At 53.5% G+C, this 19,690-nt stretch carries 19 protein-coding genes and 1 pseudogene; 7 read left to right on the top strand and 13 right to left on the bottom strand.

From position 1 onward, the window contains the following. The first annotated feature begins 599 nt into the window (after nt 1-599). A complete protein-coding gene (locus GF617_RS13690; protein WP_203451840.1) occupies nt 600-1,457 on the top strand; it encodes a DUF6216 family protein in 858 nt (285 codons plus the stop codon). 171 nt (nt 1,458-1,628) lie between these two features. Here GF617_RS13690 and uhpT read toward each other — a convergent pair whose 3' ends face one another. The 7 genes from uhpT to ivbL all read right to left on the bottom strand — a co-directional run bounded on the left by uhpT (nt 1,629) and on the right by ivbL (nt 8,871). Continuing rightward, nucleotides 1,629-3,026, bottom strand: coding sequence for a hexose-6-phosphate:phosphate antiporter (gene uhpT / locus GF617_RS13685; RefSeq protein ID WP_181621643.1), 1,398 nt, complete (start codon nt 3,024-3,026; stop codon nt 1,629-1,631). Between the two features lie 142 nt (nt 3,027-3,168). Further along, nucleotides 3,169-4,497: an MFS transporter gene (locus tag GF617_RS13680; RefSeq protein WP_181621642.1), complete on the bottom strand. Its 1,329-nt coding sequence runs from the start codon at nt 4,495-4,497 to the stop codon at nt 3,169-3,171. Between the two features lie 9 nt (nt 4,498-4,506). Continuing rightward, entirely contained in the window at nt 4,507-6,006 is a 1,500-nt protein-coding gene (uhpB, locus tag GF617_RS13675; protein ID WP_181621641.1) for a signal transduction histidine-protein kinase/phosphatase UhpB, read from the bottom strand. After that, a complete protein-coding gene (uhpA, locus tag GF617_RS13670) occupies nt 6,003-6,596 on the bottom strand; it encodes a transcriptional regulator UhpA (protein WP_203451839.1) in 594 nt (197 codons plus the stop codon). The genes uhpB and uhpA overlap by 4 nt, the downstream gene beginning before the upstream one ends. 74 nt (nt 6,597-6,670) lie before the next feature. Further along, nucleotides 6,671-6,958, bottom strand: a complete 288-nt coding sequence (ilvN, locus tag GF617_RS13665; protein WP_181621639.1) for an acetolactate synthase small subunit — start codon at nt 6,956-6,958, stop codon at nt 6,671-6,673. 3 nt (nt 6,959-6,961) lie between these two features. Further along, complete coding sequence (gene ilvB, locus GF617_RS13660) at nt 6,962-8,650, bottom strand: acetolactate synthase large subunit (protein WP_203451838.1); 1,689 nt, start codon at nt 8,648-8,650, stop codon at nt 6,962-6,964. Nucleotides 8,651-8,772: 122 nt separating this feature from the next. Further along, a complete protein-coding gene (gene ivbL, locus GF617_RS13655; RefSeq protein WP_181621637.1) occupies nt 8,773-8,871 on the bottom strand; it encodes an ilvB operon leader peptide IvbL in 99 nt (32 codons plus the stop codon). A 522-nt stretch (nt 8,872-9,393) separates the two neighbouring features. Between ivbL and tisB the strand changes: the two genes are divergently transcribed. The 4 genes from tisB to emrD all read left to right on the top strand — a co-directional run bounded on the left by tisB (nt 9,394) and on the right by emrD (nt 12,252). Continuing rightward, nucleotides 9,394-9,483, top strand: a complete 90-nt coding sequence (gene tisB, locus GF617_RS13650) for a type I toxin-antitoxin system toxin TisB (RefSeq protein WP_181621636.1) — start codon at nt 9,394-9,396, stop codon at nt 9,481-9,483. Between the two features lie 64 nt (nt 9,484-9,547). Beyond that, nucleotides 9,548-9,994, top strand: a complete 447-nt coding sequence (locus GF617_RS13645) for a GNAT family N-acetyltransferase (protein ID WP_203451837.1) — start codon at nt 9,548-9,550, stop codon at nt 9,992-9,994. A gap of 62 nt (nt 9,995-10,056) precedes the next feature. After that, nucleotides 10,057-10,890 (top strand): EamA family transporter, encoded by an 834-nt coding sequence (locus tag GF617_RS13640; protein WP_203451836.1) that lies wholly within the window; start codon nt 10,057-10,059, stop codon nt 10,888-10,890. 177 nt (nt 10,891-11,067) lie between these two features. Then, nucleotides 11,068-12,252, top strand: coding sequence for a multidrug efflux MFS transporter EmrD (gene emrD / locus GF617_RS13635; protein ID WP_181621633.1), 1,185 nt, complete (start codon nt 11,068-11,070; stop codon nt 12,250-12,252). Here emrD and GF617_RS13630 read toward each other — a convergent pair. Together GF617_RS13630 and dsdC are read right to left on the bottom strand one after the other, a co-directional pair. After that, the gene (locus GF617_RS13630) at nt 12,155-13,243 is read right to left on the bottom strand and encodes a glycoside hydrolase family 5 protein (protein ID WP_181621632.1); all 1,089 of its coding nucleotides are present in this window, start codon (nt 13,241-13,243) and stop codon (nt 12,155-12,157) included. The genes emrD and GF617_RS13630 overlap by 98 nt on opposite strands. A gap of 86 nt (nt 13,244-13,329) precedes the next feature. Further along, on the bottom strand, nt 13,330-14,256 hold the full coding sequence (gene dsdC, locus GF617_RS13625; RefSeq protein ID WP_203451835.1) for a DNA-binding transcriptional regulator DsdC: 927 nt from the start codon (nt 14,254-14,256) through the stop codon (nt 13,330-13,332). Nucleotides 14,257-14,276: 20 nt separating this feature from the next. Here dsdC and GF617_RS13620 point away from each other — a divergent pair. Beyond that, a pseudogene (locus tag GF617_RS13620) lies at nt 14,277-14,504 on the top strand (DsdX permease); the annotation flags it as partial. A 17-nt stretch (nt 14,505-14,521) separates the two neighbouring features. Beyond that, entirely contained in the window at nt 14,522-15,823 is a 1,302-nt protein-coding gene (gene dsdA, locus GF617_RS13615) for a D-serine ammonia-lyase (RefSeq protein ID WP_181621630.1), read from the top strand. A gap of 45 nt (nt 15,824-15,868) precedes the next feature. On the opposite strand, the gene GF617_RS13610 is transcribed toward dsdA, so the two are convergent. The 4 genes from GF617_RS13610 to GF617_RS13595 all read right to left on the bottom strand — a co-directional run bounded on the left by GF617_RS13610 (nt 15,869) and on the right by GF617_RS13595 (nt 19,586). Continuing rightward, complete coding sequence (locus tag GF617_RS13610) at nt 15,869-16,216, bottom strand: DUF202 domain-containing protein (protein ID WP_203451834.1); 348 nt, start codon at nt 16,214-16,216, stop codon at nt 15,869-15,871. Beyond that, nucleotides 16,206-16,553: a YidH family protein gene (locus tag GF617_RS13605; protein ID WP_181621628.1), complete on the bottom strand. Its 348-nt coding sequence runs from the start codon at nt 16,551-16,553 to the stop codon at nt 16,206-16,208. Before GF617_RS13605 ends, GF617_RS13610 begins: the two co-directional genes overlap by 11 nt. A gap of 91 nt (nt 16,554-16,644) precedes the next feature. Further along, on the bottom strand, nt 16,645-17,967 hold the full coding sequence (locus tag GF617_RS13600) for a 6-phospho-alpha-glucosidase (protein WP_203451833.1): 1,323 nt from the start codon (nt 17,965-17,967) through the stop codon (nt 16,645-16,647). After that, nucleotides 17,964-19,586, bottom strand: coding sequence for an alpha-glucoside-specific PTS transporter subunit IIBC (locus tag GF617_RS13595; RefSeq protein WP_181621626.1), 1,623 nt, complete (start codon nt 19,584-19,586; stop codon nt 17,964-17,966). Before GF617_RS13595 ends, GF617_RS13600 begins: the two co-directional genes overlap by 4 nt. Between the last annotated feature and the right edge of the window lie 104 nt (nt 19,587-19,690).

The raw sequence follows: 19,690 nt of genomic DNA, 5'->3' as shown, positions 1-19,690 counted from the left end.
GTGGCGGTCTTAGTCCGGAACAATTTGAAAACCAGAACCTCGCTTAGGGTTGTGTCCATATTACGCGGGTAGGATCACTTTGCGCAATATTAAGTAATTATCACCACCTGGGTTCCTACGCCCGAGGGGGGTGACGCTGACGAAGGTAGGAAGTACCGATGCACAAAGAAACCGGCCAGTCTTTCGACTGCTCCGCCAGCGCCACCATGATTCTATCCAGATGTACGCTGCCCTGACAAAAAAATCGTCATTTTGTGCAATTTTTCGGGTTCCTACGCCCGGTTGCAGGTGTGCTGCAACAAGGGAAATTTATGCCTTGAGAAAGAGTCGGTAAAGGAATTTAGTTAATAACTGGCCAAGTAATTTCATTTTTCTCGAGGTGGATTCCAAAATTTGATAAACCCTACAATAGCAGTTAAGAAGAGTTGATAATTCATTCTCTCTACACATAGAATAATCAAGAAAAATCAATCAAAACAATTAACTTCAGCTTACAGTTTTTATTTAAGGGGTAGCAATATCTCCAGGCAATTGACTAAATCGACCTCAAAAAAACCTTTACTTTGAGCACCGCAGCCAATTATTAAGAGGAATTAACAATGGATGCATCATTTAATACTTTATTTTCATACCTATCTGAACTCATTGATAATAAATATGTATTTGCAATAATAGTTATTTCTTCTGTTGTAGGCTTTTCATTTTACATCAAAAGGAAAGCAAAATCTGGATTCTCTATTTCAAATAAGTTATTCATATTTCTTATAGGATACCGTAAAAAAAACAACAATGATCTTATTGATGAGATAATCGATATTGAAAAATTCAATTTCCATTATAACACTAATGCTATATCCAAAAGACAGATTAATAGATTTGAGTTATGGATTCGAACTTACGAGTTAGACTTCAGGCTCATATCAAAACTAAAAGGTCTCTTAAACATTGAAAGCCTTAAAATAAAAAAGGTTAATAACCTATATTTTACATTGGTGTTTGTAAGCATTTTTGTGCCATTTTTTACATTATTTCCGGCAATTAACGTTGCGCTAACACCAGCTTTTTTAATTAAATTAGAAAATACAGGATGGTTTTGGATAAACAAAAACCAAGCAACAGAGTATGTTTTTACTGATAAAAAAAAGCCGTGGGTAATCAACACAACCACTTGTACCGCAAATAACTCGACTACACCAACTAAAAACATCATTAAATTAATAGATGAAAAAACATTTAACTTAATTTGCAAATCTTTCAGCAACAAAGAAGATCAACGGTATATAGAAAGAAAGATCAAAGAACAGCAATTATTTTTCTACATTGTATCAATCGCATTAATTCTCTTAGTATTTATTTTATCCAAGTATTTGATGACATTATTTTCTGCATATGAAGCACGAAAAATGATTTTATTAAAAATAAAAAACTTCCGGAGTAAGCGAAAACATAGATTTTGAAGGAATAAAATCACGGAACAAATGTCAAGTATGAAAATTGATCACATCAAAAGGAACAATAGAATATCCTATCGAAGTTAATATAGCTTGAAACCAAAATCTGCAGGGGCTAAATGAGAAATTTTAGCCCCGCAAATTCACACACTTTCTTGCTTACGTGCACCTACACACTCAGGCTGCTTTCAATCTCTGCTTCTGCGCACGGTTTTCGCGGCGGATCTTACGTTCTTCAAGCACCGCGACCATCGCCATCAGGATGATACAGCCGATGGCTGCCGCATCCAGCGCAGCAAACGTACCCGCCCAGCCAGTGAGGCCGAAAATCGGCGTGCCGTCGGCGATCATCCCCAGACCCAGCTTAGCGAAGCTGTCACCAATCAGATAAGCGAATGTCCCCTTAATCCCATCGGCTGCACCGATCGCTTTTTTCGGTACAAAGCCAACCGCCGCAACACCGATCAACAGCTGCGGGCCAAACACCAGGAAACCGAGCGCAAACAGGGACGCCAGGTAGACATACTGGTTGCTGGCATGCTGATAAATGCCCAGTGTCGCGATAATGAGTGCCAGGGCAATACAGGCCACCAGCGCACGACGACCATTGGCGAGATCAGAGAGCCAGCCCCACAGCAGCGTGCCGACCAGCGCCCCCACTTCAAACAGGGTAAAGCCCTGAATCGCCACCTCTTTAGAGAGCTTCAACTCCTGGAAGGCATACACGGTAGACCACTGGTCTATACCGATACGCACCACGTACAAGAAGATGTTTGAGAAGCAGAGCAGCCAGATAACTTTGTTTTTCAGTACGTACTCAACAAAGATCTGCCATTTGGTCATCGACTCATTTTCAGCTTCTTTATCTTCTTCGCTAATCTCTTCATCAAACAACTCTTCGGCTTTACCCAGTCCGTAAGATTCCGGGGAGTCACTGCCGAAGCGCAGGCCGATAAAGCCGACAATCAGGGCGATAATCGACGGGAAGATAAACATGCCGATCACATGGCCATCGAACAGATAGTTCGCACCAAACAGCGCCACACCCGCCGCACCTGCCCCACCGAGGTTATGGGAGATGTTCCACATGCCGAGGTAAGACCCGCGCTTACGGCGTGGCGTCCATTTGGTGATGGTAGAGTAACTGCATGACCCGCCGGTACTCTGGAAGAAACCGCTCAGGGCATAGAAAGCGATCATCATAAACAGGCTAACGGAACCCGCACCCATGCTGGCGCTGAAACCGAGCATACAGATAGCGGAGAGGATCAGCATAAACGGCAGGAATTGCTTGGTGTTTTTGCCGTCGGCATAGTAGGAAACCAGCGTTTTCCCCACACCGTAAGTGATGGAGAAGCCCAGGCCAATCATCCCCAGTTGCGTCATGCTTAACCCGTAGGTTGAGATCATGTCGTTCTGCGCGATGTTAAAGTTTTTGCGGATCAGGTACATGGTCAGGTAGCCGATGAAGACCACCAGATAGGACTGCATGAACGGTTTGAACCACATTTTGCGCCGCACATCGAGCGGCAGATCCAGGGTTGGTTTGCGCACCTGGTTGAGGAAGGCCAGCATGGTTTGCTCCTGAGCTGATTTTTATACCTGCGAATGGCAGGCATTGTAAAAATCAGCCGGGAGAGACGCCTGAGACAGCGTCCAGGTGAAACCGGGAAAATTTCTTAGTTTTTCGCCACTCGGGGCAAAAAGGTGAGGCGTATCACGCTTCGCTGGCAGCGCGCGGCGTCTGAGCGTTCAAAAACGGCAGCAGCAGCAATGCTGAAATCCCCGCCGCGATAGCAATCACCGCGAAGAACCCGCTCCAGTGCCAGATATCGATCACCCGCGCGAGCGGCCAGCCGGAAAGGGATGCCCCAAGATAAGCAAACAGCCCAACGAACCCCGTCGCTGCTCCCGCCGCCTCTTTGTGCGAGCACTCCGCCGCCGCCATACCAATCAACATCTGTGGGCCAAACACGAAGAAACCGGTGGTGAAGAAACACGCCGCCTGCATCACATAGCTGGCAAACGGCATCAGCCACAGGGAGCCGACGGAAAGCAAAATCCCGGCGGCGAAGATTAAATTCATCGGGCCTCGATTGCCGTTAAACAATTTATCCGATCCCCAGCCCGCCACCAGTGCACCGATAAACCCGCCCAGCTCAAACATGGTGACGGCTGAGTTGGCAGTCACCAGATCGACACCCAGCGTCTCAGACATATACAAATTGCCCCAGTCGTTGATCGCCGCACGCACCACGTAGACCAGCACATAGCACAGGGAGAGTAACCAGATATAGGGATTCTTCAGCACGTATTTAGTGAGAATTTCTTTGCGTGTCAGCCCTGCACCTTCCTGCTGCTGGGCGATCTCCATTTCGTCGTGTCGCCAGTCACCCACCGCAGGCAGGCCCACGGTTTGTGGTCTGTCGCGCAATCGCCAGCAGATGAAAAGCCCTGCGATAATCGCCAGCCCCCCAGCAATCATCATCCCCGCACGCCAGCCGTAGTGCAGTGCCGCCGCGCCCACCACCATCGGGATCAGCGCTCCACCGACGTTATGCGCCGTGTTCCAGACAGCCCACCATCCCCCGCGCTCGTTGCGGGAGTACCAGGTTGTGAGCAGACGAGCGCATACCGGCGCGCCCCAGCCCTGGAAAAAGGCGTTCAGCGCCCACAGCAGGGCAAACGCCCACAGTGACGTGGAAAAGCCAAACAGGATATTCACCACGCCCGTCGCAATCAGCCCCAGCCCCATAAAGTAACGCGCGTTGGAGCGGTCGCTGACGATGCCGGAGAAGAACTTCGACAGGCCGTAAGTGATGTAAAACAACGTCGCCAGCAGACCAATGTCGGTACGAACCATCACACCGCTGGCGAGGATTTCTGGTGCGGCGGCGTTGAAGCTTTTGCGGGTGAAATAGAACAGCGCGTAGCCGAGCCAAATGGTGATCAGAATATGGCGTCGCCAGTAGCGGTAACGGGCGTCGATTTCCGTTTTATCGCCAAGCGGCGCGGCATTTACGGGCGTTTTCAGAAAGGTAAACATGACGGTTCCTTATGCGTAACGCAGCGGCAAACTGACGCTGACACGCGTGCCGTGAGTACAGGAGATGGTTAACGTACCGCCGAGTGCGGTCACGCGTTCACGCATACCTGCCAGCCCAAAGCCCTGCTGACCGGAACCTGGTGGCAAACCGCAGCCATCGTCCTCAATCACCAGCCACAAACGTTCGCCCTGCTGCCAGCCCTGTAATGTGACCGCGCTGGCACTGGCGTGTTTGACGATATTGTTCAGCCCCTCCTGGCAGACGCGGAACAGCGTCACACGCTGGCCTTCACTCAACGGAGCTTCATCAATACGCCAGTCAAGGTGGCTGACAATGCCCCGGTCTTCCAGCTCCATCTCGCGCATCATCGAACGAACCGCCTGCTCCAGAGAGAGGTCGTCAAGCTGACGCGGCCGCAATCTACCCAGCAGACGACGCACTGAATCGTACACGCCAAGCGAAAGCTGCTCGATATGCGCCCCCCCCTGCTTTACCCCGGCATTGTCAGGCGCAAGACGCTGGACGATCCCCGCCTGTGTGCGGATGGCCGTAATCGTCTGGCCAATATCGTCGTGCAGTTCGCGCGCCACTTCACGCCGCACACTCTCTTCAGTTTCCAGCAGCCGCTCGGCCAGACGGCGATTCCGGGCCAGCTCTGTTTGCAGGGACTGGTTCAGCTCACGCAGACGCTGAATACCCGCCCCGAGCAGCAGCCCGGTCAGGCTTTGCGCCAGCAAAGAAAGCAGTAAATCAACGGGATGATCGTGCCAGGTCTGGCTGGCAATCAACGCGATGGCATTCATCAGGGTGGCGATAAGCGCCCCTTGCCAGCCGTAGTGCCAGGCCAGCGCAATAATCGGCAACGCCAGACAAAACGGCGTGAAGCGCGAAAGTTCAGCGGGGAGGCCAAGCTGAAGCCACAGGCTGACCACAAACAGCAGCAGATACCAGATCAGATGGCGTGCGCGCCAGTTCACAGGCTGTGAGACCAGCGCAGGCCCAAGCGGTTGCCAGACGGTACTGGTGAGGTAATGCCAGATCACCAGGCACGTTGGCGCGAGGGTTAATCCTCCGGTGAGCGTCAGTAACAGGGCGTTAAGCGCGTCGGGTTTCCCCACCCACGGCAGGGACTGCAGCAGGGCGGCGGCAATCAACGCGCCTCCCTGACGCAGCAGCGTCCGCCAGTCTCGCTGGTGACGGTAACGGGAGATCAGCGCTACAGGAACCGTGGTGAGCACACCACCGATCATCAATAAGGGGAGATGGGCCAGCGCCACTTCCTGCGCCAGCCAGATGAGCATCAGCCACTCGGCCCCCAGCAGTACAGGCCAGTATCCGCGCGGGCATTGCAGCATGAGGCCCAAACGCAAACCAAACGGAAACAACAGCACCGCCAGTTCCGGACGCTCAACCAGATGCAGGCTGATGCTCCACAGGCAGAACCATGCGGCAGAGAAGATAAAAAAGCTGGCGACAACGCCAATCAGCCGGGAAAAGAAGGGACTCATTGCCAGCCATCAAACATACGGCGCGCCAGCTCGACGTCATTACTGACGCCCAGCTTTTCCAGCAGGTTGGCGCGGTGAACGTGAACCGTTTTCGGCGATAACCCCAGTTCGGCGGCGATCTCTTTTACCACCATCCCCTGAGCCAGTTTTTCCGCCACCTGACGTTCCCGTTTGGTCAGGGGGTCCTGCCGTCCTGCAGCCAGTTTGATGGCGATGTCTGGCGTCAGATAACAGCCGCCTGTCGATACCGTTCGTACAGCGGCAATCAGCTCATCAGGGCTACAGCGTTTAGAGAGAAATCCGCGCGCACCGGCGTTGAGCGCCTGCTCCACCAGCGCCGGGCTGTCGTGAACGGAGAGCATAATGGTCGCAATGCCTTTCGGCAGTTGACCCAGCAGTTCCAGCCCGGAGAGATCCGGCATGGAAATATCACAGATGCAGACCTGTACACCTCGTCCAGGCAGACCCGCCAGCGCCTCACGGCCTGAACCAAACTCCGCCACGACCTGAAAATCAGGTTCCAGGCTCAGAAGCTGGGCAAATCCGGAGCGGACGATAAGGTGATCGTCAATAAGGGCGATGGTGGTCATGGCGCATTCCTGGCGGGGTAAAAAAACGCGCTTACCTTAACGATAAGCGCGCGAGTGTTCAAGCAATGAGCGATTTATTCAAAGAACACGGCAATTTTGTTAAACATGGTGGGATCGGACTGGTTGCGCACCACTTTCGTGACATCTTCCAGCTTGTCGATCTGCGCCATCATCTGCTCCAGACGCTGGTCGTCATTAACCAGAAGCCAGATACGGCTGTGTTCACTGCCCTGAATTGGCAGACAGAGAATGCCCTCCACGTTAAACGCGCGGCGGGCAAATAGCCCACAAACGTGAGTCATAACCCCGGGATGGTTGCGGACGGTGAGTTCCAGAATGACGTTATCATGTTGTTTCTGCATGGCTTATTCCCCCACCATTTCTGTATTAGCCGCACCCGGCGGAACCATCGGATACACCTTTTGTTCAGGATCGATACGCACGTGGATCAGCGCCGGGCCTGGGCGAGAGATCGCCTCCTGCAATGCCGCATGCGCGTCCTCTTCGGCATTCAGATCGCAAGTGTGAAGGCCAAAACCGGCGGCAATCTGCATAAAGTTGATCATGCCCGGATACGTCGCAGCAAACACGCCCTGTTTATAGAACAGGCTCTGCTGCTGGTGTACCAGCCCCAGCGCTTCGTTGTTCATCAGGATGATTTTCACGTCTAACTGGTTTTCGGCCGCGGTCGCCATTTCCTGAATATTCATCATCAGACTGCCGTCGCCGGAGAAGCAAATCACCTTACGGTCGGGGTTCGCGAGTGCAGCCCCCACCGCCGCAGGCAGGCCGAAGCCCATCGTCCCCAGACCACCGGAGGTCAGCCACTGACGCGGACGGTTCAGGGGGTACGCTTGTGCGGTCCACATCTGATGCTGGCCAACGTCAGTGGTGATAATGGCGCTGTCGTCCACGCAGGCAGCCACGGCGTTGATCAGCCCGTAATGGCTCAGCGGGTCGCCCTCCGTTGGGATCGTGCTCGGGAATTCCTGTTTCAAATCAGCCACCAGAGTCTGCCATTCTGCATGGTCTGTCGCCTCAGTTTGCGGGATCAACTGCGCCAGCACGTCGGCAACATCGCCCTGAATGGCAACATGTGGCTGCTTGATTTTCCCCAGCTCAGCACGGTCGATATCCACATGAATGATTTTGGCATTTGGGCAGAACTGCTCCGTTTTACCAATCGCCCGGTCATCAAAACGAGCGCCAAGAACAATCAATAAATCAGACTCTTGCAGAATATAATTGGTACTGCGCGCGCCATGCATTCCCAACATTCCCAATGAGAGCGGATGCGCCTTTGGCAGCATACCCAGCGCCATCAGCGTCATGGTAGTCGGCAGGTTAGCTTTTTCCGCAAACTGGCGTACCTCATCAGCGGCGTTAATTGCGCCGCCTCCCAGATAGAGCACCGGACGTTTGGCGGCGTTAATCATCGCCGCAGCATCACTCACGCTTTGCGTGCTAAATTCCGGCGTCGGTGCGCGGTCGCCCGGCTCGGGCAGCACATCGATTTCAATCTCTGCGGTCTGGACATCCTTAGGAATGTCTATCCACACCGGGCCAGGACGGCCGGACTGCGCAATGCGGAATGCATCGCTGATAACCTGAGGCAGTTCAGCAATATCGCGAACTAAATAGTTATGTTTGGTGATGGGGATAGAGATGCCGTAGGTGTCTACTTCCTGGAAGGCGTCAGTACCGATCATCGATGAAGGGACCTGGCCGGTGATGCAAATCAGTGGAATGGAGTCGAGACGCGCGTCCGCGATGGCCGTCACCAGGTTGGTTGCCCCCGGCCCGCTACAGGCCATACAGACCGCCGGTTTGCCCTGCGTACGCGCCATGCCCTGGGCGATAAAACCGGCTCCCTGCTCGTGGCGCGCCAGAACGTGACGGATTTGCGTACTTTGGCTTAATGCATCGTACAGTGGCAGCACCGTGCCGCCAGGAATACCGGAGACAATGGAGATACCCTGTCGCTCCAGCAGATGAACGATTAACTGCGCGCCAGTAAAACGCGTCTTGGTGGATGTTGTGCCCGAACTTGCCATGCTCCAGTCCTTTTCTTCTGGGCCAGCGTTACGCATCGTACTTCGCGTATCCGGGGGGCTTAAACGAAAAACCCCGCCGGTTTGCGCCGGCGGGGTTTTGGATTCGTGTGTTGATCCAGTCCCTACGGCGCATTGCCGACGACCACCACCACACGCACAACGACCACTGCGGCTGGTTGCGCAGTTTTTAGTAGGGTCGAGGCGATCATGGAAGCTGTCATTGGGGACCTGTGTTTAGAATCATTGATGGAATTTATACAAACACAGGTTTTCTGGCGTGACAATGGAAATATTTTCATACGCACAAAAATGCGCCAGCGATCACGTTTATTTTGTTGAATGCTGAAAACAAAAAACCCCGCCGAAGCGAGGTTTTTTTCAGGGTTTGCGGCTGGTAACCGCAGAACACACTGTGTTACGTCAACGCAAGAAGTATACGCGATCGGCGACGAGCGCGCAATTTTAGGCACGGATTTTGACGTTTCTGAGTATGTACCCTCTGCCGACATTTGTCCACAAAATACTGTTCATGCATACAGTATTTATCTATACTGATGGTGTTCGCAGTGCGCGAGGGGGCCGCTGTTTTACCGGCGCAATAAAAGTCCTGGCTGAAACGGGTGGTGCCGTCAGTGCCTTAACCCCCGAAGTGAGCACACTGTGTTACGTCAATCCAGGTGCTGGCAACAGGCGGCGGAAAGGTACGCCAGCATCGTGCTCCTTTTACCCAAAAGGAGACGCGTATGAGCGTAGTGGATACGGTCATTCTGATCCTCAAACTCATTGTTGCGGTACTGCAACTGCTTGATGCCGTCCTGAAATACCTGCGGTGATTCAGGTTCAAGTCGCACCTGAGAGGGGCGGGAAACCGCCCCTCTTTAATAACGAGGGAATGCTATGTCGCGTTTGTTAATTGAGCCCATCACACCCGATGAACCCGGCTATATCGCCTTAAAGGCTGAAAGTATTGCGTTGAATTTTAATATGTTGCGCAGGTTAGAAGATAACTGGTTTCGCGGTGAAAACCGTTTTAATGCACCTGGCGAAAAGCTGCTGGGGGCATTTCTCAACGGCAAACTGGTCGGCGTGTGCGGTCTGAACCGCGACCCTTTCAGCCAACAACCGCGCGCCGGGCGTATCCGTCATCTCTATATCAGCGAGAAATGCCGTGGCAAGGGCGTGGGGAAACAGTTGCTCTCCGTTGTCATGGCGGATGCGAGCATCTGGTTTGATTTTCTCAACACCCATGCGCCACAGGCAGCCTGGGGATTTTATCATCAGGCAGGGTTTACCCAGGTGACTGACGAACCACGGGTAACGCACCGTCTTTTTTGCGCTGTTTGACTCGCTGGCAGCTTCAGAGTGTGAATGTTACTGTTGTATGACAATCCATCACCCGATACGTTATGACCCTCTCCGTTTTTTGCGTTTTGCTGTTCGCCGCGCTGTTACATGCCAGCTGGAATGCCATCGTCAAAGCCGGAACAGACAAGCTCTACTCCGCCATTAGCGTCAGTGGTTCCGCAACATTGATCGCGATGATTTTACTGCCATTCTCGCCACAACCCGCAGCAGCCAGTTGGCCATTTCTGGTTGTCTCCTGTGCGTTACAGGTGGTGTATACGGTGCTGGTGGCAAAGACTTATCAGGTCTCGGATATGAGCCAGACCTATCCACTGATGCGCGGCACAGCTCCGCTACTGGTGGCGCTGATAAGCGTTTTGGTGCTGGGAGATCCCCTTTCCTGGCTCGCCTGGTCTGGAATTGGCGTGATCTGCCTGTCGATCCTCGCTATGGCGATGAACGGCCGCATGCAGTCGCGTAAAGGGATTTGGCTGGCGCTGCTGAATGCCTGTTTCATCGCCGGATATACCCTGGTGGATGGCACTGGCGTGCGGCTCTCGGAAACGGCGCTGGGCTATACGCTGTGGACATTCTTTATGAACGGTTTTTGTCTGCTGTGCTGGGCAATGGCGGCGCGTCGTCGTGAAGCCTCAGCATATCTGCGCCTGCACTGGAAAAAGGGGCTGCTCGGTGGAATTGGAACAATGGGCTCCTACGGGCTGGCGCTATGGGCAATGACCCAGGCCCCGCTGGCAGTGGTCGCGGCGTTGCGCGAAACCTCAATCCTCTTTGGCGCACTTATCGCTTTCCTGTTGCTAAAAGAGCGGGTTGCCGGGCTACGCATTGTTGCGGCGCTGGGTATTGCAGGCGGGGCCATTCTGCTGCGCATGGCGTAGCAGAAGCTGGCAACATTAGTTGCCGATATTGTTTACAAATCCTGCCTTTTCATTTCCTTCCATTCACCACCGCAATGCTTAATTTGCCATCACACTGTGGTAGATTCCTCGCGCATTTATGGTAATGCGTAGTGACTTATTCTTTAATTTTCTCTTTTGGCAAAAGTATTCAGCGACATGAAAAAACAAAGGAACGTTAACTTATTGTTGATGCTGGTGTTACTGGTAGCCGTCGGTCAGATGGCACAAACCATCTACATTCCGGCAATTGCAGACATGGCAAAGGAACTTAATGTCCGTGAAGGTGCGGTACAGAGTGTCATGGCCGCATATCTGCTGACCTACGGTGTCTCTCAGCTTTTTTACGGCCCACTGTCCGACCGCGTGGGGCGTCGCCCGGTGATCCTGGTGGGGATGTCCATTTTTATGGTCGCCACGGTGATTGCCATTACCACTCATAGCCTGACGGTATTGATTGCCGCCAGCGCCCTCCAGGGGGTAGGAACCGGCGTCGGTGGCGTGATGGCGCGAACGCTGCCGCGCGATCTCTATCAGGGCACTCAGCTTCGCCATGCCAACAGTCTGCTCAATATGGGCATTTTGGTCAGTCCACTGCTGGCTCCGCTGATTGGCGGCCTGCTCGATACGATGTGGTCCTGGCGCGCCTGCTATGCCTTCCTGCTGGTGCTTTGCATGATCGTCACGTTCAGCATGGCTCGCTGGATGCCGGAAACCCGGCCAACCGGAGCGCCACGCACCAGGCTGTTAACCAGCTATAAAGTGCTTTTCGGCAATGGCGCATTCAACTGCTACGTACTGATGCTGGTGGGCGGCCTCGCGGGAATTGCGGTATTTGAAGCCTGCTCTGGCGTGCTGTTAGGGGCAGGGCTGGGTCTGAGCAGCATGGTCGTGAGTATCCTGTTCATTCTGCCTATTCCGGCGGCATTTTTCGGTGCATGGTTTGCCGGACGCCCCAACAAGCGGTTCTCCACGCTAATGTGGCAGTCGGTTATTAGCTGTCTGTTGGCAGGATTAATGATGTGGATCCCAGGCCTGTTTGGCGTGATGACCGTCTGGACATTGCTGATCCCGGCAGCGTTGTTTTTCTTTGGTGCAGGCATGCTATTCCCGCTTGCGACCAGCGGCGCGATGGAGCCCTTCCCGTTCCTCGCAGGCACGGCAGGGGCGTTGGTGGGCGGTTTACAGAATATCGGCTCTGGCGCACTGGCCTGGCTTTCAGCGATGCTGCCACAAACCGGACAGGCTAGCCTGGGTTTACTGATGACGCTGATGGGGCTACTGATTTTACTGTGCTGGCTGCCGCTGGCGTCGCGTGCTCCTCGCCATGAGCAGCCGGTTTAATGGCGTGATGGCCCGGCTTCTCGCCGGGTTTTTCGCATACCGGGGTCATCATCGCCTGCAGTAGCGGTTCTGGCGCAGGTCGCCAGGCCCCTTCTTCACCATCATAAAACTGAAAATCAGCGTTAATCGCATAGGGGATTTTCGCCTTTTGCAATTCGCAGGCCATAAAACTGGCGAACGCCATCTGCGAAGCCGTTGGTGTGAACCGGTTTGATTCCCCTACCCCCCAGCCGCCAACCCAACTGACATGCCCGGTTTTTTGCTGCCAATGCAGCGCCACATTAATACGGTTGCGGATCGCCGTTTTCTCAGCGGCCGTACCGGACGTCCACGGATATTTGCCGTTATTTTTCAGCGGACCCCACGGGAAAATATGCCACTCTGCCAGCACAAAGTTTTGACTGTGCACCGGCAGCTTCAGGCTGGATAAATCTTCCGGCGCCGCACGCAAACGCGGTGCAATAAAAATCATGCGCTGCGCATCAATGCTGTGAATGACTTTTATCGTCTTCTCGTAAACACGGTTCAGCGAAGCCTGGTTGTGATTGAGTTTATCCGCAGGCTCGTAGATCAGGTCAAACCCCAGTAAAGGTGAGCTTTGACCGAAATAGTGCGCCACGGCAATCCACCAGTTGATCACCTCTTTTTCGTTGTCCGCTTTTGGGTCGTTTTTATATTCATCAGCCTGGTAGGAGATGATGGGGATCATTCCGTATTGCTCGCAGGCTTCGACCAGCTTACGCAGGTGAATCAACCGGGCTTCCGTGGGTTCATCAGCCACCCGAATACGCACATGGGTAAAACCTTTGGCGCGAAAATCGCGTACCACCAGCGGGTCGAATTCACGGATACCGCGCTCGGTGCGTGCCCAGTCAACGTCGATGCCCACGCCAAGCTGTTGCGCGTAAAGCGCAGCCGTCAGCGGTGGTTCAGCGGCAAACGCCCAACCGGATGAGATCAATAACGCAGTGACAATGAAAGGCTTTAACACGGTTTACCTTGCGAGAAATCAAAAGCAATAACCTGTATTTAGCACGCTTTTTCGCATTTCGTGTAGAGCCAAAGCGTAATAATTCTTCATTGCGCCATTTCGTTCAGCCAGCCAATAAAGGCATTGATTTTTGGCCACTGCCGCCCGGAGAGCGTCGAAACGTAATAGTGTTGATGGCATTTCAGGGTCTTCTCACCAAACGGCGCGATCAGTTCTCCTCTGTCGAGCCGTTTTTGCACCAGACGTTTGCGCCCCATCGCAACACCAACGTGATTCATCGCAGCAATAATAGCCAAATCAGAACGATCAAAGCCGATTCCCGATGATGGCGGCATGTTCGCCGCAAAATGTCGCGCCCAGCTCAACCACTCATCTGTCCCTGAATCGTTACTCCAGGCCTGCCGATCGTGCAACAACGTACAATGGCGCAGGTTGTCAGGATTCTGAAACAACGCATGCTGCCTGGCATATTCGGGCGAACATACCGGCAGGATAGCCTCGTCCATCAAAAAATGATGGGACTGTTGGTTAGGCGGGGTATCGTCGAAATAGAGCGCAAAATCGATACCCGTTCGCTGCATGTTGACGTATTCATTGCCGGTGAGAATGGTCAATGAAATCGACGGATAGCGACGGGTAAAATCCCCCAGCATCGGAACCAGCCAGCATTGGGCAATCGACGGACGAGAATAGACAGTAAGCGTGCCGGAAAGCGCCTGATTTTTGATATCAAGGATCTCCTGGTTCAGCGTATCCAGCGAGGATTTCAGGGTCCAGTAAACGCATTTCCCTTCCTGTGTCAGTTCAACCTTACGGTGAGAACGTACAAATAATTGAATACCCAGCTCCCCTTCCAGCAGGTTGATGCGATGGCTCACCGCACTGGGGCTTAGCGACAACTCTTCCGCCGCCAGCGCGAAGGACTCATGCCGGGCAGCCACCTCAAACGTGTACATTTTCGATAACTGCCAGCCATTTAACTGTCGATTTCGGTCTTCATTCGCATCATTCATCGTCGTTCTCACTCTCTTATGTCGCCCCAATGCTGCCGCTGTACCCCAATGTCAGCCCGGAGATCATCACGATTGCCATCGGTTCAGGTGCAATTGGCTGCACGATCGTCACCGATTCCCTCTTCTGGCTGGTGAAGCAATATTGCGGCGCGCCCCTGAATGAGACCTTCAAATACGACACGACGGCGACGTTTATCGCCTCGGTGCTTGCACTTGCTGGCACATTCCTGCTTTCTTTCATTATCTGAGCACGAAGAGACGTACTATGGAAAACGTAAACATCACTACTTTAACCGCACAGTTTCCTCTGGTTGAGGATCTGATCGCCCTGAAAGAAACCACCTGGTTTAACCCACGCACCACCACACTTGCAGAAGGGTTGCCGTACGTGGGACTGACCCAGGCCGACGTGAACGACGCGCATGCGCGCCTGACGCGTTTTGCTCCTTATCTGGCAAAAGCCTTCCCGGAAACGGCGGCCACAAACGGTATTATCGAATCTGAGCTGGTGGCGATCCCTGCCATGCAAAAGCGGCTGGAGAAGGAATTGAGCGCGGCGATTCCCGGCAAACTGTTGCTGAAAAAAGATAGCCATCTGCCCATTTCCGGGTCGATTAAAGCCCGTGGCGGGATTTATGAAGTTCTCACTCATGCAGAAAAACTGGCACTTAACGCGGGAATGCTGTCCCTGACGGATGATTACAGCATTTTGCTGGAACCGCGCTTCAAAGATTTCTTCCGCCAGCACAGCATTGCGGTAGGCTCAACCGGCAATCTGGGCATGTCCATCGGTATTATGAGTGCAGGCATTGGCTTTAAGGTGACGGTACATATGTCCGCCGATGCGCGTGAGTGGAAAAAAGCCAGGCTGCGCAGCCACGGTGTGACAGTCGTGGAATACGAGCAGGATTACGGCGTGGCCGTTGAACAAGGGCGTAAAGCTGCGGAAAGTGACCCAAACTGCTTCTTTATCGATGATGAAAACTCCCGCACCCTGTTTTTAGGCTATGCCGTGGCAGGCGAGCGCCTGAAAGCACAGTTTGCGCAGCAGAGTCGCGTTGTGGATGCGGACCATCCGCTGTTTGTCTATCTGCCTTGTGGCGTCGGCGGTGGTCCTGGCGGCGTGGCGTTTGGTCTGAAGCTGGCCTTCGGCGACAACGTTCACTGTTTCTTTGCCGAGCCGACCCATTCCCCTTGTATGCTGTTGGGCGTCTACACCGGCCTGCACGATGAGATTGCGGTGCAGGATTTAGGGATTGATAACGTCACGGCAGCCGATGGACTGGCTGTTGGCCGCGCATCCGGTTTTGTGGGCCGGGCGATGGAGCGCTTGCTCGATGGCTTCTACACCTTAAGCGATCAGAGCATGTATGACATGCTCGTCTGGCTGGCGCAGGAAGAGGGGATCCGCCTTGAACCCTCCGCGCTGGCGGGAATGGCCGGGCCGGTTCGCGTATCGCTGAGCAAGCAATATCCGCTGGAGAATGCAACGCATCTGGTTTGGGCGACCGGTGGCGGCATGGTTCCGGAAGATGAGATGGTGAAGTACCTGGCGAAGGGACGTTAAGCGGTTTTGCCTTATCCCTCTCCTGTGGGAGAGGGATCGATTTTTTTACAGGCTCAGGATCTGCTGTATATGCGTGACGGAGAAGAGCAGTGACAGTGACAAGACAGCCAGCGCAATCAGGAACTTATCTCGCACCGCTTTTGGCTGTACAACCTCATCCCGCGCAACATCCATAAGATTCCGGCTACGGGTATATCGCCACAAAATAACCGCCACCAGCGCCAGCACAACAAGTGAAATCCAGAACGGGACGCCCGTCCGATGCCAGTTATGTTTTATCGCCAGCGCGATCAGTGCGCCGTAACCCAGTAGCGTCCGCAGCCAGGCAAGCGAGGTACGCTCCGGTTGTAAACTGGGATCGGCTTCACGACGTGCTTTACGGCTATCCGCCATAGAACACCAGCACCATGACAACCCCGGCCACGGTCAGCAATATCGCACTAATCATGAACAAACCGCGCGTATAGGGGAGATCCTGTTTCAGGCGCATCGCCTTTTCATTGCGCAACCAACGCAGATAGCCGTAAATCGCCAGTCCTCCCGCGAACAGGCACAACAATAGCGCCAGCACTTCACGAATTAATGGGGTGGCGAAATCCGGGGCCAGTTGATCAAGCCCAACACCAGCGGCCAGAAAGCCCAGTGCAGTGCGGATCCACGCTAAAAATGTACGTTCATTGGCCAGCGAGAAGCGGTAGTCCGGTGCTTCGCCGAGGCGGGAGATTTTCATCAAGATTCCTTGTCGTGCTGCGGCAGGCTTCAGCATAGCGTAAATCGACAAAGACAAGGAGACCGGCATCAAAGGATGCCGGTCAGGAGGGTTAATGCAGTTCTGGCCAGTACGCTTTGTTGGCTTCGATCAGGTCATCAAGAATCGCTTTGGCAACCGACGCGCTTGGTACGGTTTTGGAAAGCGTAATGGCCTGCCAGAGTTTCTGATATGAACGCTGTTCCCACGCATCCACGACCAGTTTTTCAACAGCAACCTGCTGGCTCATCAACCCTTTCTGGAAGTGCGGAATGTCGCCCACGGTTAACGGCTCCGGCCCGTTATGGCCCACCAGACACGGAATTTCGACCATCGCATCCGCATCAAAGTTATGAATTGCGCCATTATTCGGCACAATCAGCAACATACGTTCCTGGGTGTTAAAGGCAATTGCTGTTGCCAGATCGACGATGTACGACGCATGTTCGTCGATTTCCAGCTCACCTGCTGAAGATTTACCGGCCTCGATAATCGCCCGACAAGAGCTGAACACATGTTTCTCACGGTGATCCATCACTTCGTTGGCACGGGTGCGTTCCGGGTTGGAATGCGCCACCACATAGTCCGGGAAGAAGTAATATTTCAGGTAAGTGTTTGGCATGGTATCTGGATCAAGCGCCTGGACGTCCTTTGCTTTGGCAAACGTATCGTTCCAGCTTGCTTCGGTATGCGCATCGTCAGAAGGCGGAACATAGCCATTTTTAGCCACATACTCACGCAGTTTCGGCATCAAATCGTTACCGTTCAGATCTTCAATCGATGTCCACCAGCCGAAGTGATTCAGGCCGTAGTAACGCACACGCATCTCTTTACGATCTTTGAGGCCAACAATCTGCGCCATGCGCCCTTCAATGCCGATGGGCATATCGCAGATGTTGAGGATTTTGGCGTTTGGACGCAGGCGACGGGTCGCTTCCGCCACAATCGCCGCCGGGTTGGAGTAGTTCAGCATCCACGCATTCGGGGAGTACTGTTCCATATAATCCACCAGCTCCAGCACGCCACCAATCGAGCGCATCCCGTAGGAGATCCCGCCAGGACCACAGGTTTCCTGGCCCAGTACGCCATGACGAAGTGGGATTTTCTCGTCTTTTTCACGCATCGGATATTTGCCGACACGAATATGCGCCATCACGAAATCCACATCGCTAAAGGCCGCTTTCGGATCGGTGGTGTAGCTAAACTCAATATCCGGCGCCTGCTCCTTGAGGATAATTTTGCACGCTTCTGCGATGGTTTCCTGACGTGCGCCATCGTTGTCATAGAACTTCAGCGTGCGCAGTGGGAAGCGGTCGCGGTTAGCTAACAACATCAGGACGATACCTGGCGTAAAGGTACTGCCGCCGCCTGCAATGACAACTGAGAATTTTTTCATGATATAGCCTCTGTCAGGGTGGTTTGTTCATTCGTTAAAGGAGTTTTCATTAGCGATTCAAGCTGGTCCCGCACCTGAGGAACGTGCAGACCGACAATCACCTGAATGCCGTTGCCGCGCCGCACTACACCGTGTGCGCCCAGGGCTTTAAAGACGTCGTCGCTTTGAGTTTGTGCCATATCGACCAGGGCGATACGTAAGCGGGTGGCGCAGTTGTTGATACTTTCGATATTGGCGGCTCCGCCGAGCGCCGCTAAGAAACCGGCAGCCTGACTCACCTTCTGGCTCGCCGCCGCTGGCGCAGTAGTTTGCCCACGGGCAGCCTGATAATCGGCTTTGCTGTAGAGCTTGATTTCACTCTCTTCGCGGCCTGGGGTTTTGAGGTTTAGGCGTTCGATCAGCGTTTTGAAAACCACGAAGTAGATGCCGGTGAAACAGACACCAATGCCGATTTGGGTGAACATCATCGAGGCATGGTTATGGAACATCGGGATCCAGTTTTGCGGCAGGAACTGGTCCAGCAGACCGCCGCCCATGTTGCCCACGACACCAAAGACATACATCACCGTCGCCATCGTGGCGGCCAGTACGGCGTGCACAGCAAACAGCAGTGGCGAGATGAACAGGAAGGTGAACTCCAGCGGCTCGGTGATCCCCACCAGCATGGCGGTGAGCGTGGCCGGGATCAGCAGACCCGCAACTTTGACGCGGTTTTCCGGTGATGCGGTGTACCAGAGCGCCAGCGCAATGCCGACAGAACCAAACACTTTCGAGTTACCGTGCAGCGCGAATCCGCCTTCCGGGAAAAGGGTTTTCAGCGGCAACGTACTCTGGCTGAATTCCTGTAAGTGCTGCGCCCAGTAAACCTGAATACCGCCCTCCACGGCTGCCGGGCCGAAGATAAACGGACCGTAGACGAAGTGATGCAGCCCTGTTGGGATCAGAATGCGTTCCAGGAAGGTATAAACCCATACTCCCAGTGCCCCGGCAGAACGTAAGAATGCCTGCAAGGATTCAATACCCATCTGCACTTTCGGCCAGCCCAACAGCGTTAGCCAGGCGCAGGGGATCATGACGAAAAACGCGAGAATGACGACAAAAGAGGTTCCCTGGAATATCCCCAGGAAAACGGGCAGGGGTTTTTCGAAATAGCGGTTGTGGATGGCGGTGACGATACCCGAAATCACAATCGCCCCAATAATGCTGGTATCCAGTGTTTTGATACCGGCAATCATTGCCAGCCCGCTTCCCGCTGTCGGTTCAGCTGAAAAGTCGACGCCGAAGAAGTGACCCCAGGTCATCCCCATCGCGTTTATAAAGTAGTTCCAGGTCAGAAAACTGATCAGCACCGCAAGACAAGCCCGGCCCTGCGCCTGTTTTGCAAGGCCGATAGGTAAACCGACGGCAAAAATCAGCGGCATGTTGCGAAAGACCGCCCAGCCGCCTTCTTCAATAATATGAACAATTTGCGCGAATAAATTATCTGGCGCGGTTAAAGCTTCACCCACAAAAAGCGGGTTGCGCAGCATGATAGCGATCCCCACCACGATCCCGGCGAAGGGGAATAACAGCACTGGGGTAAACATGGCGCCGCCAAAACGTTGTATTTGACTGAGCATTTTCAAATCCTCATGTAACAACCTGTAGGGGTTAGAGGCCTTTATGGTTTTTTACTGGCCTGAAATGAGCATAAGAATTTCCCGAATAACGCACATGACGTGCC

This window comes from Lelliottia sp. RWM.1, assembly GCF_016859735.1.
In the GTDB taxonomy this organism is placed as follows: domain Bacteria; phylum Pseudomonadota; class Gammaproteobacteria; order Enterobacterales; family Enterobacteriaceae; genus Enterobacter.
Note: the sequence above shows the minus strand (reverse complement) of the source record. Positions and strands in the feature narration are given on the sequence as shown.

Coding starts and splice junctions, on each gene's coding strand:
- GF617_RS13690 (WP_203451840.1), top strand. CDS start 600: ATGGATGCATCATTTAATACTTTATTTTCATACCTATCTGAACTCATT.
- uhpT (WP_181621643.1), bottom strand. CDS start 3,026: ATGCTGGCCTTCCTCAACCAGGTGCGCAAACCAACCCTGGATCTGCCG.
- GF617_RS13680 (WP_181621642.1), bottom strand. CDS start 4,497: ATGTTTACCTTTCTGAAAACGCCCGTAAATGCCGCGCCGCTTGGCGAT.
- uhpB (WP_181621641.1), bottom strand. CDS start 6,006: ATGAGTCCCTTCTTTTCCCGGCTGATTGGCGTTGTCGCCAGCTTTTTT.
- uhpA (WP_203451839.1), bottom strand. CDS start 6,596: ATGACCACCATCGCCCTTATTGACGATCACCTTATCGTCCGCTCCGGA.
- ilvN (WP_181621639.1), bottom strand. CDS start 6,958: ATGCAGAAACAACATGATAACGTCATTCTGGAACTCACCGTCCGCAAC.
- ilvB (WP_203451838.1), bottom strand. CDS start 8,650: ATGGCAAGTTCGGGCACAACATCCACCAAGACGCGTTTTACTGGCGCG.
- ivbL (WP_181621637.1), bottom strand. CDS start 8,871: ATGACAGCTTCCATGATCGCCTCGACCCTACTAAAAACTGCGCAACCA.
- tisB (WP_181621636.1), top strand. CDS start 9,394: ATGAGCGTAGTGGATACGGTCATTCTGATCCTCAAACTCATTGTTGCG.
- GF617_RS13645 (WP_203451837.1), top strand. CDS start 9,548: ATGTCGCGTTTGTTAATTGAGCCCATCACACCCGATGAACCCGGCTAT.
- GF617_RS13640 (WP_203451836.1), top strand. CDS start 10,057: ATGACCCTCTCCGTTTTTTGCGTTTTGCTGTTCGCCGCGCTGTTACAT.
- emrD (WP_181621633.1), top strand. CDS start 11,068: ATGAAAAAACAAAGGAACGTTAACTTATTGTTGATGCTGGTGTTACTG.
- dsdC (WP_203451835.1), bottom strand. CDS start 14,256: ATGAATGATGCGAATGAAGACCGAAATCGACAGTTAAATGGCTGGCAG.
- dsdA (WP_181621630.1), top strand. CDS start 14,522: ATGGAAAACGTAAACATCACTACTTTAACCGCACAGTTTCCTCTGGTT.
- GF617_RS13610 (WP_203451834.1), bottom strand. CDS start 16,216: ATGGCGGATAGCCGTAAAGCACGTCGTGAAGCCGATCCCAGTTTACAA.
- GF617_RS13605 (WP_181621628.1), bottom strand. CDS start 16,553: ATGAAAATCTCCCGCCTCGGCGAAGCACCGGACTACCGCTTCTCGCTG.
- GF617_RS13600 (WP_203451833.1), bottom strand. CDS start 17,967: ATGAAAAAATTCTCAGTTGTCATTGCAGGCGGCGGCAGTACCTTTACG.
- GF617_RS13595 (WP_181621626.1), bottom strand. CDS start 19,586: ATGCTCAGTCAAATACAACGTTTTGGCGGCGCCATGTTTACCCCAGTG.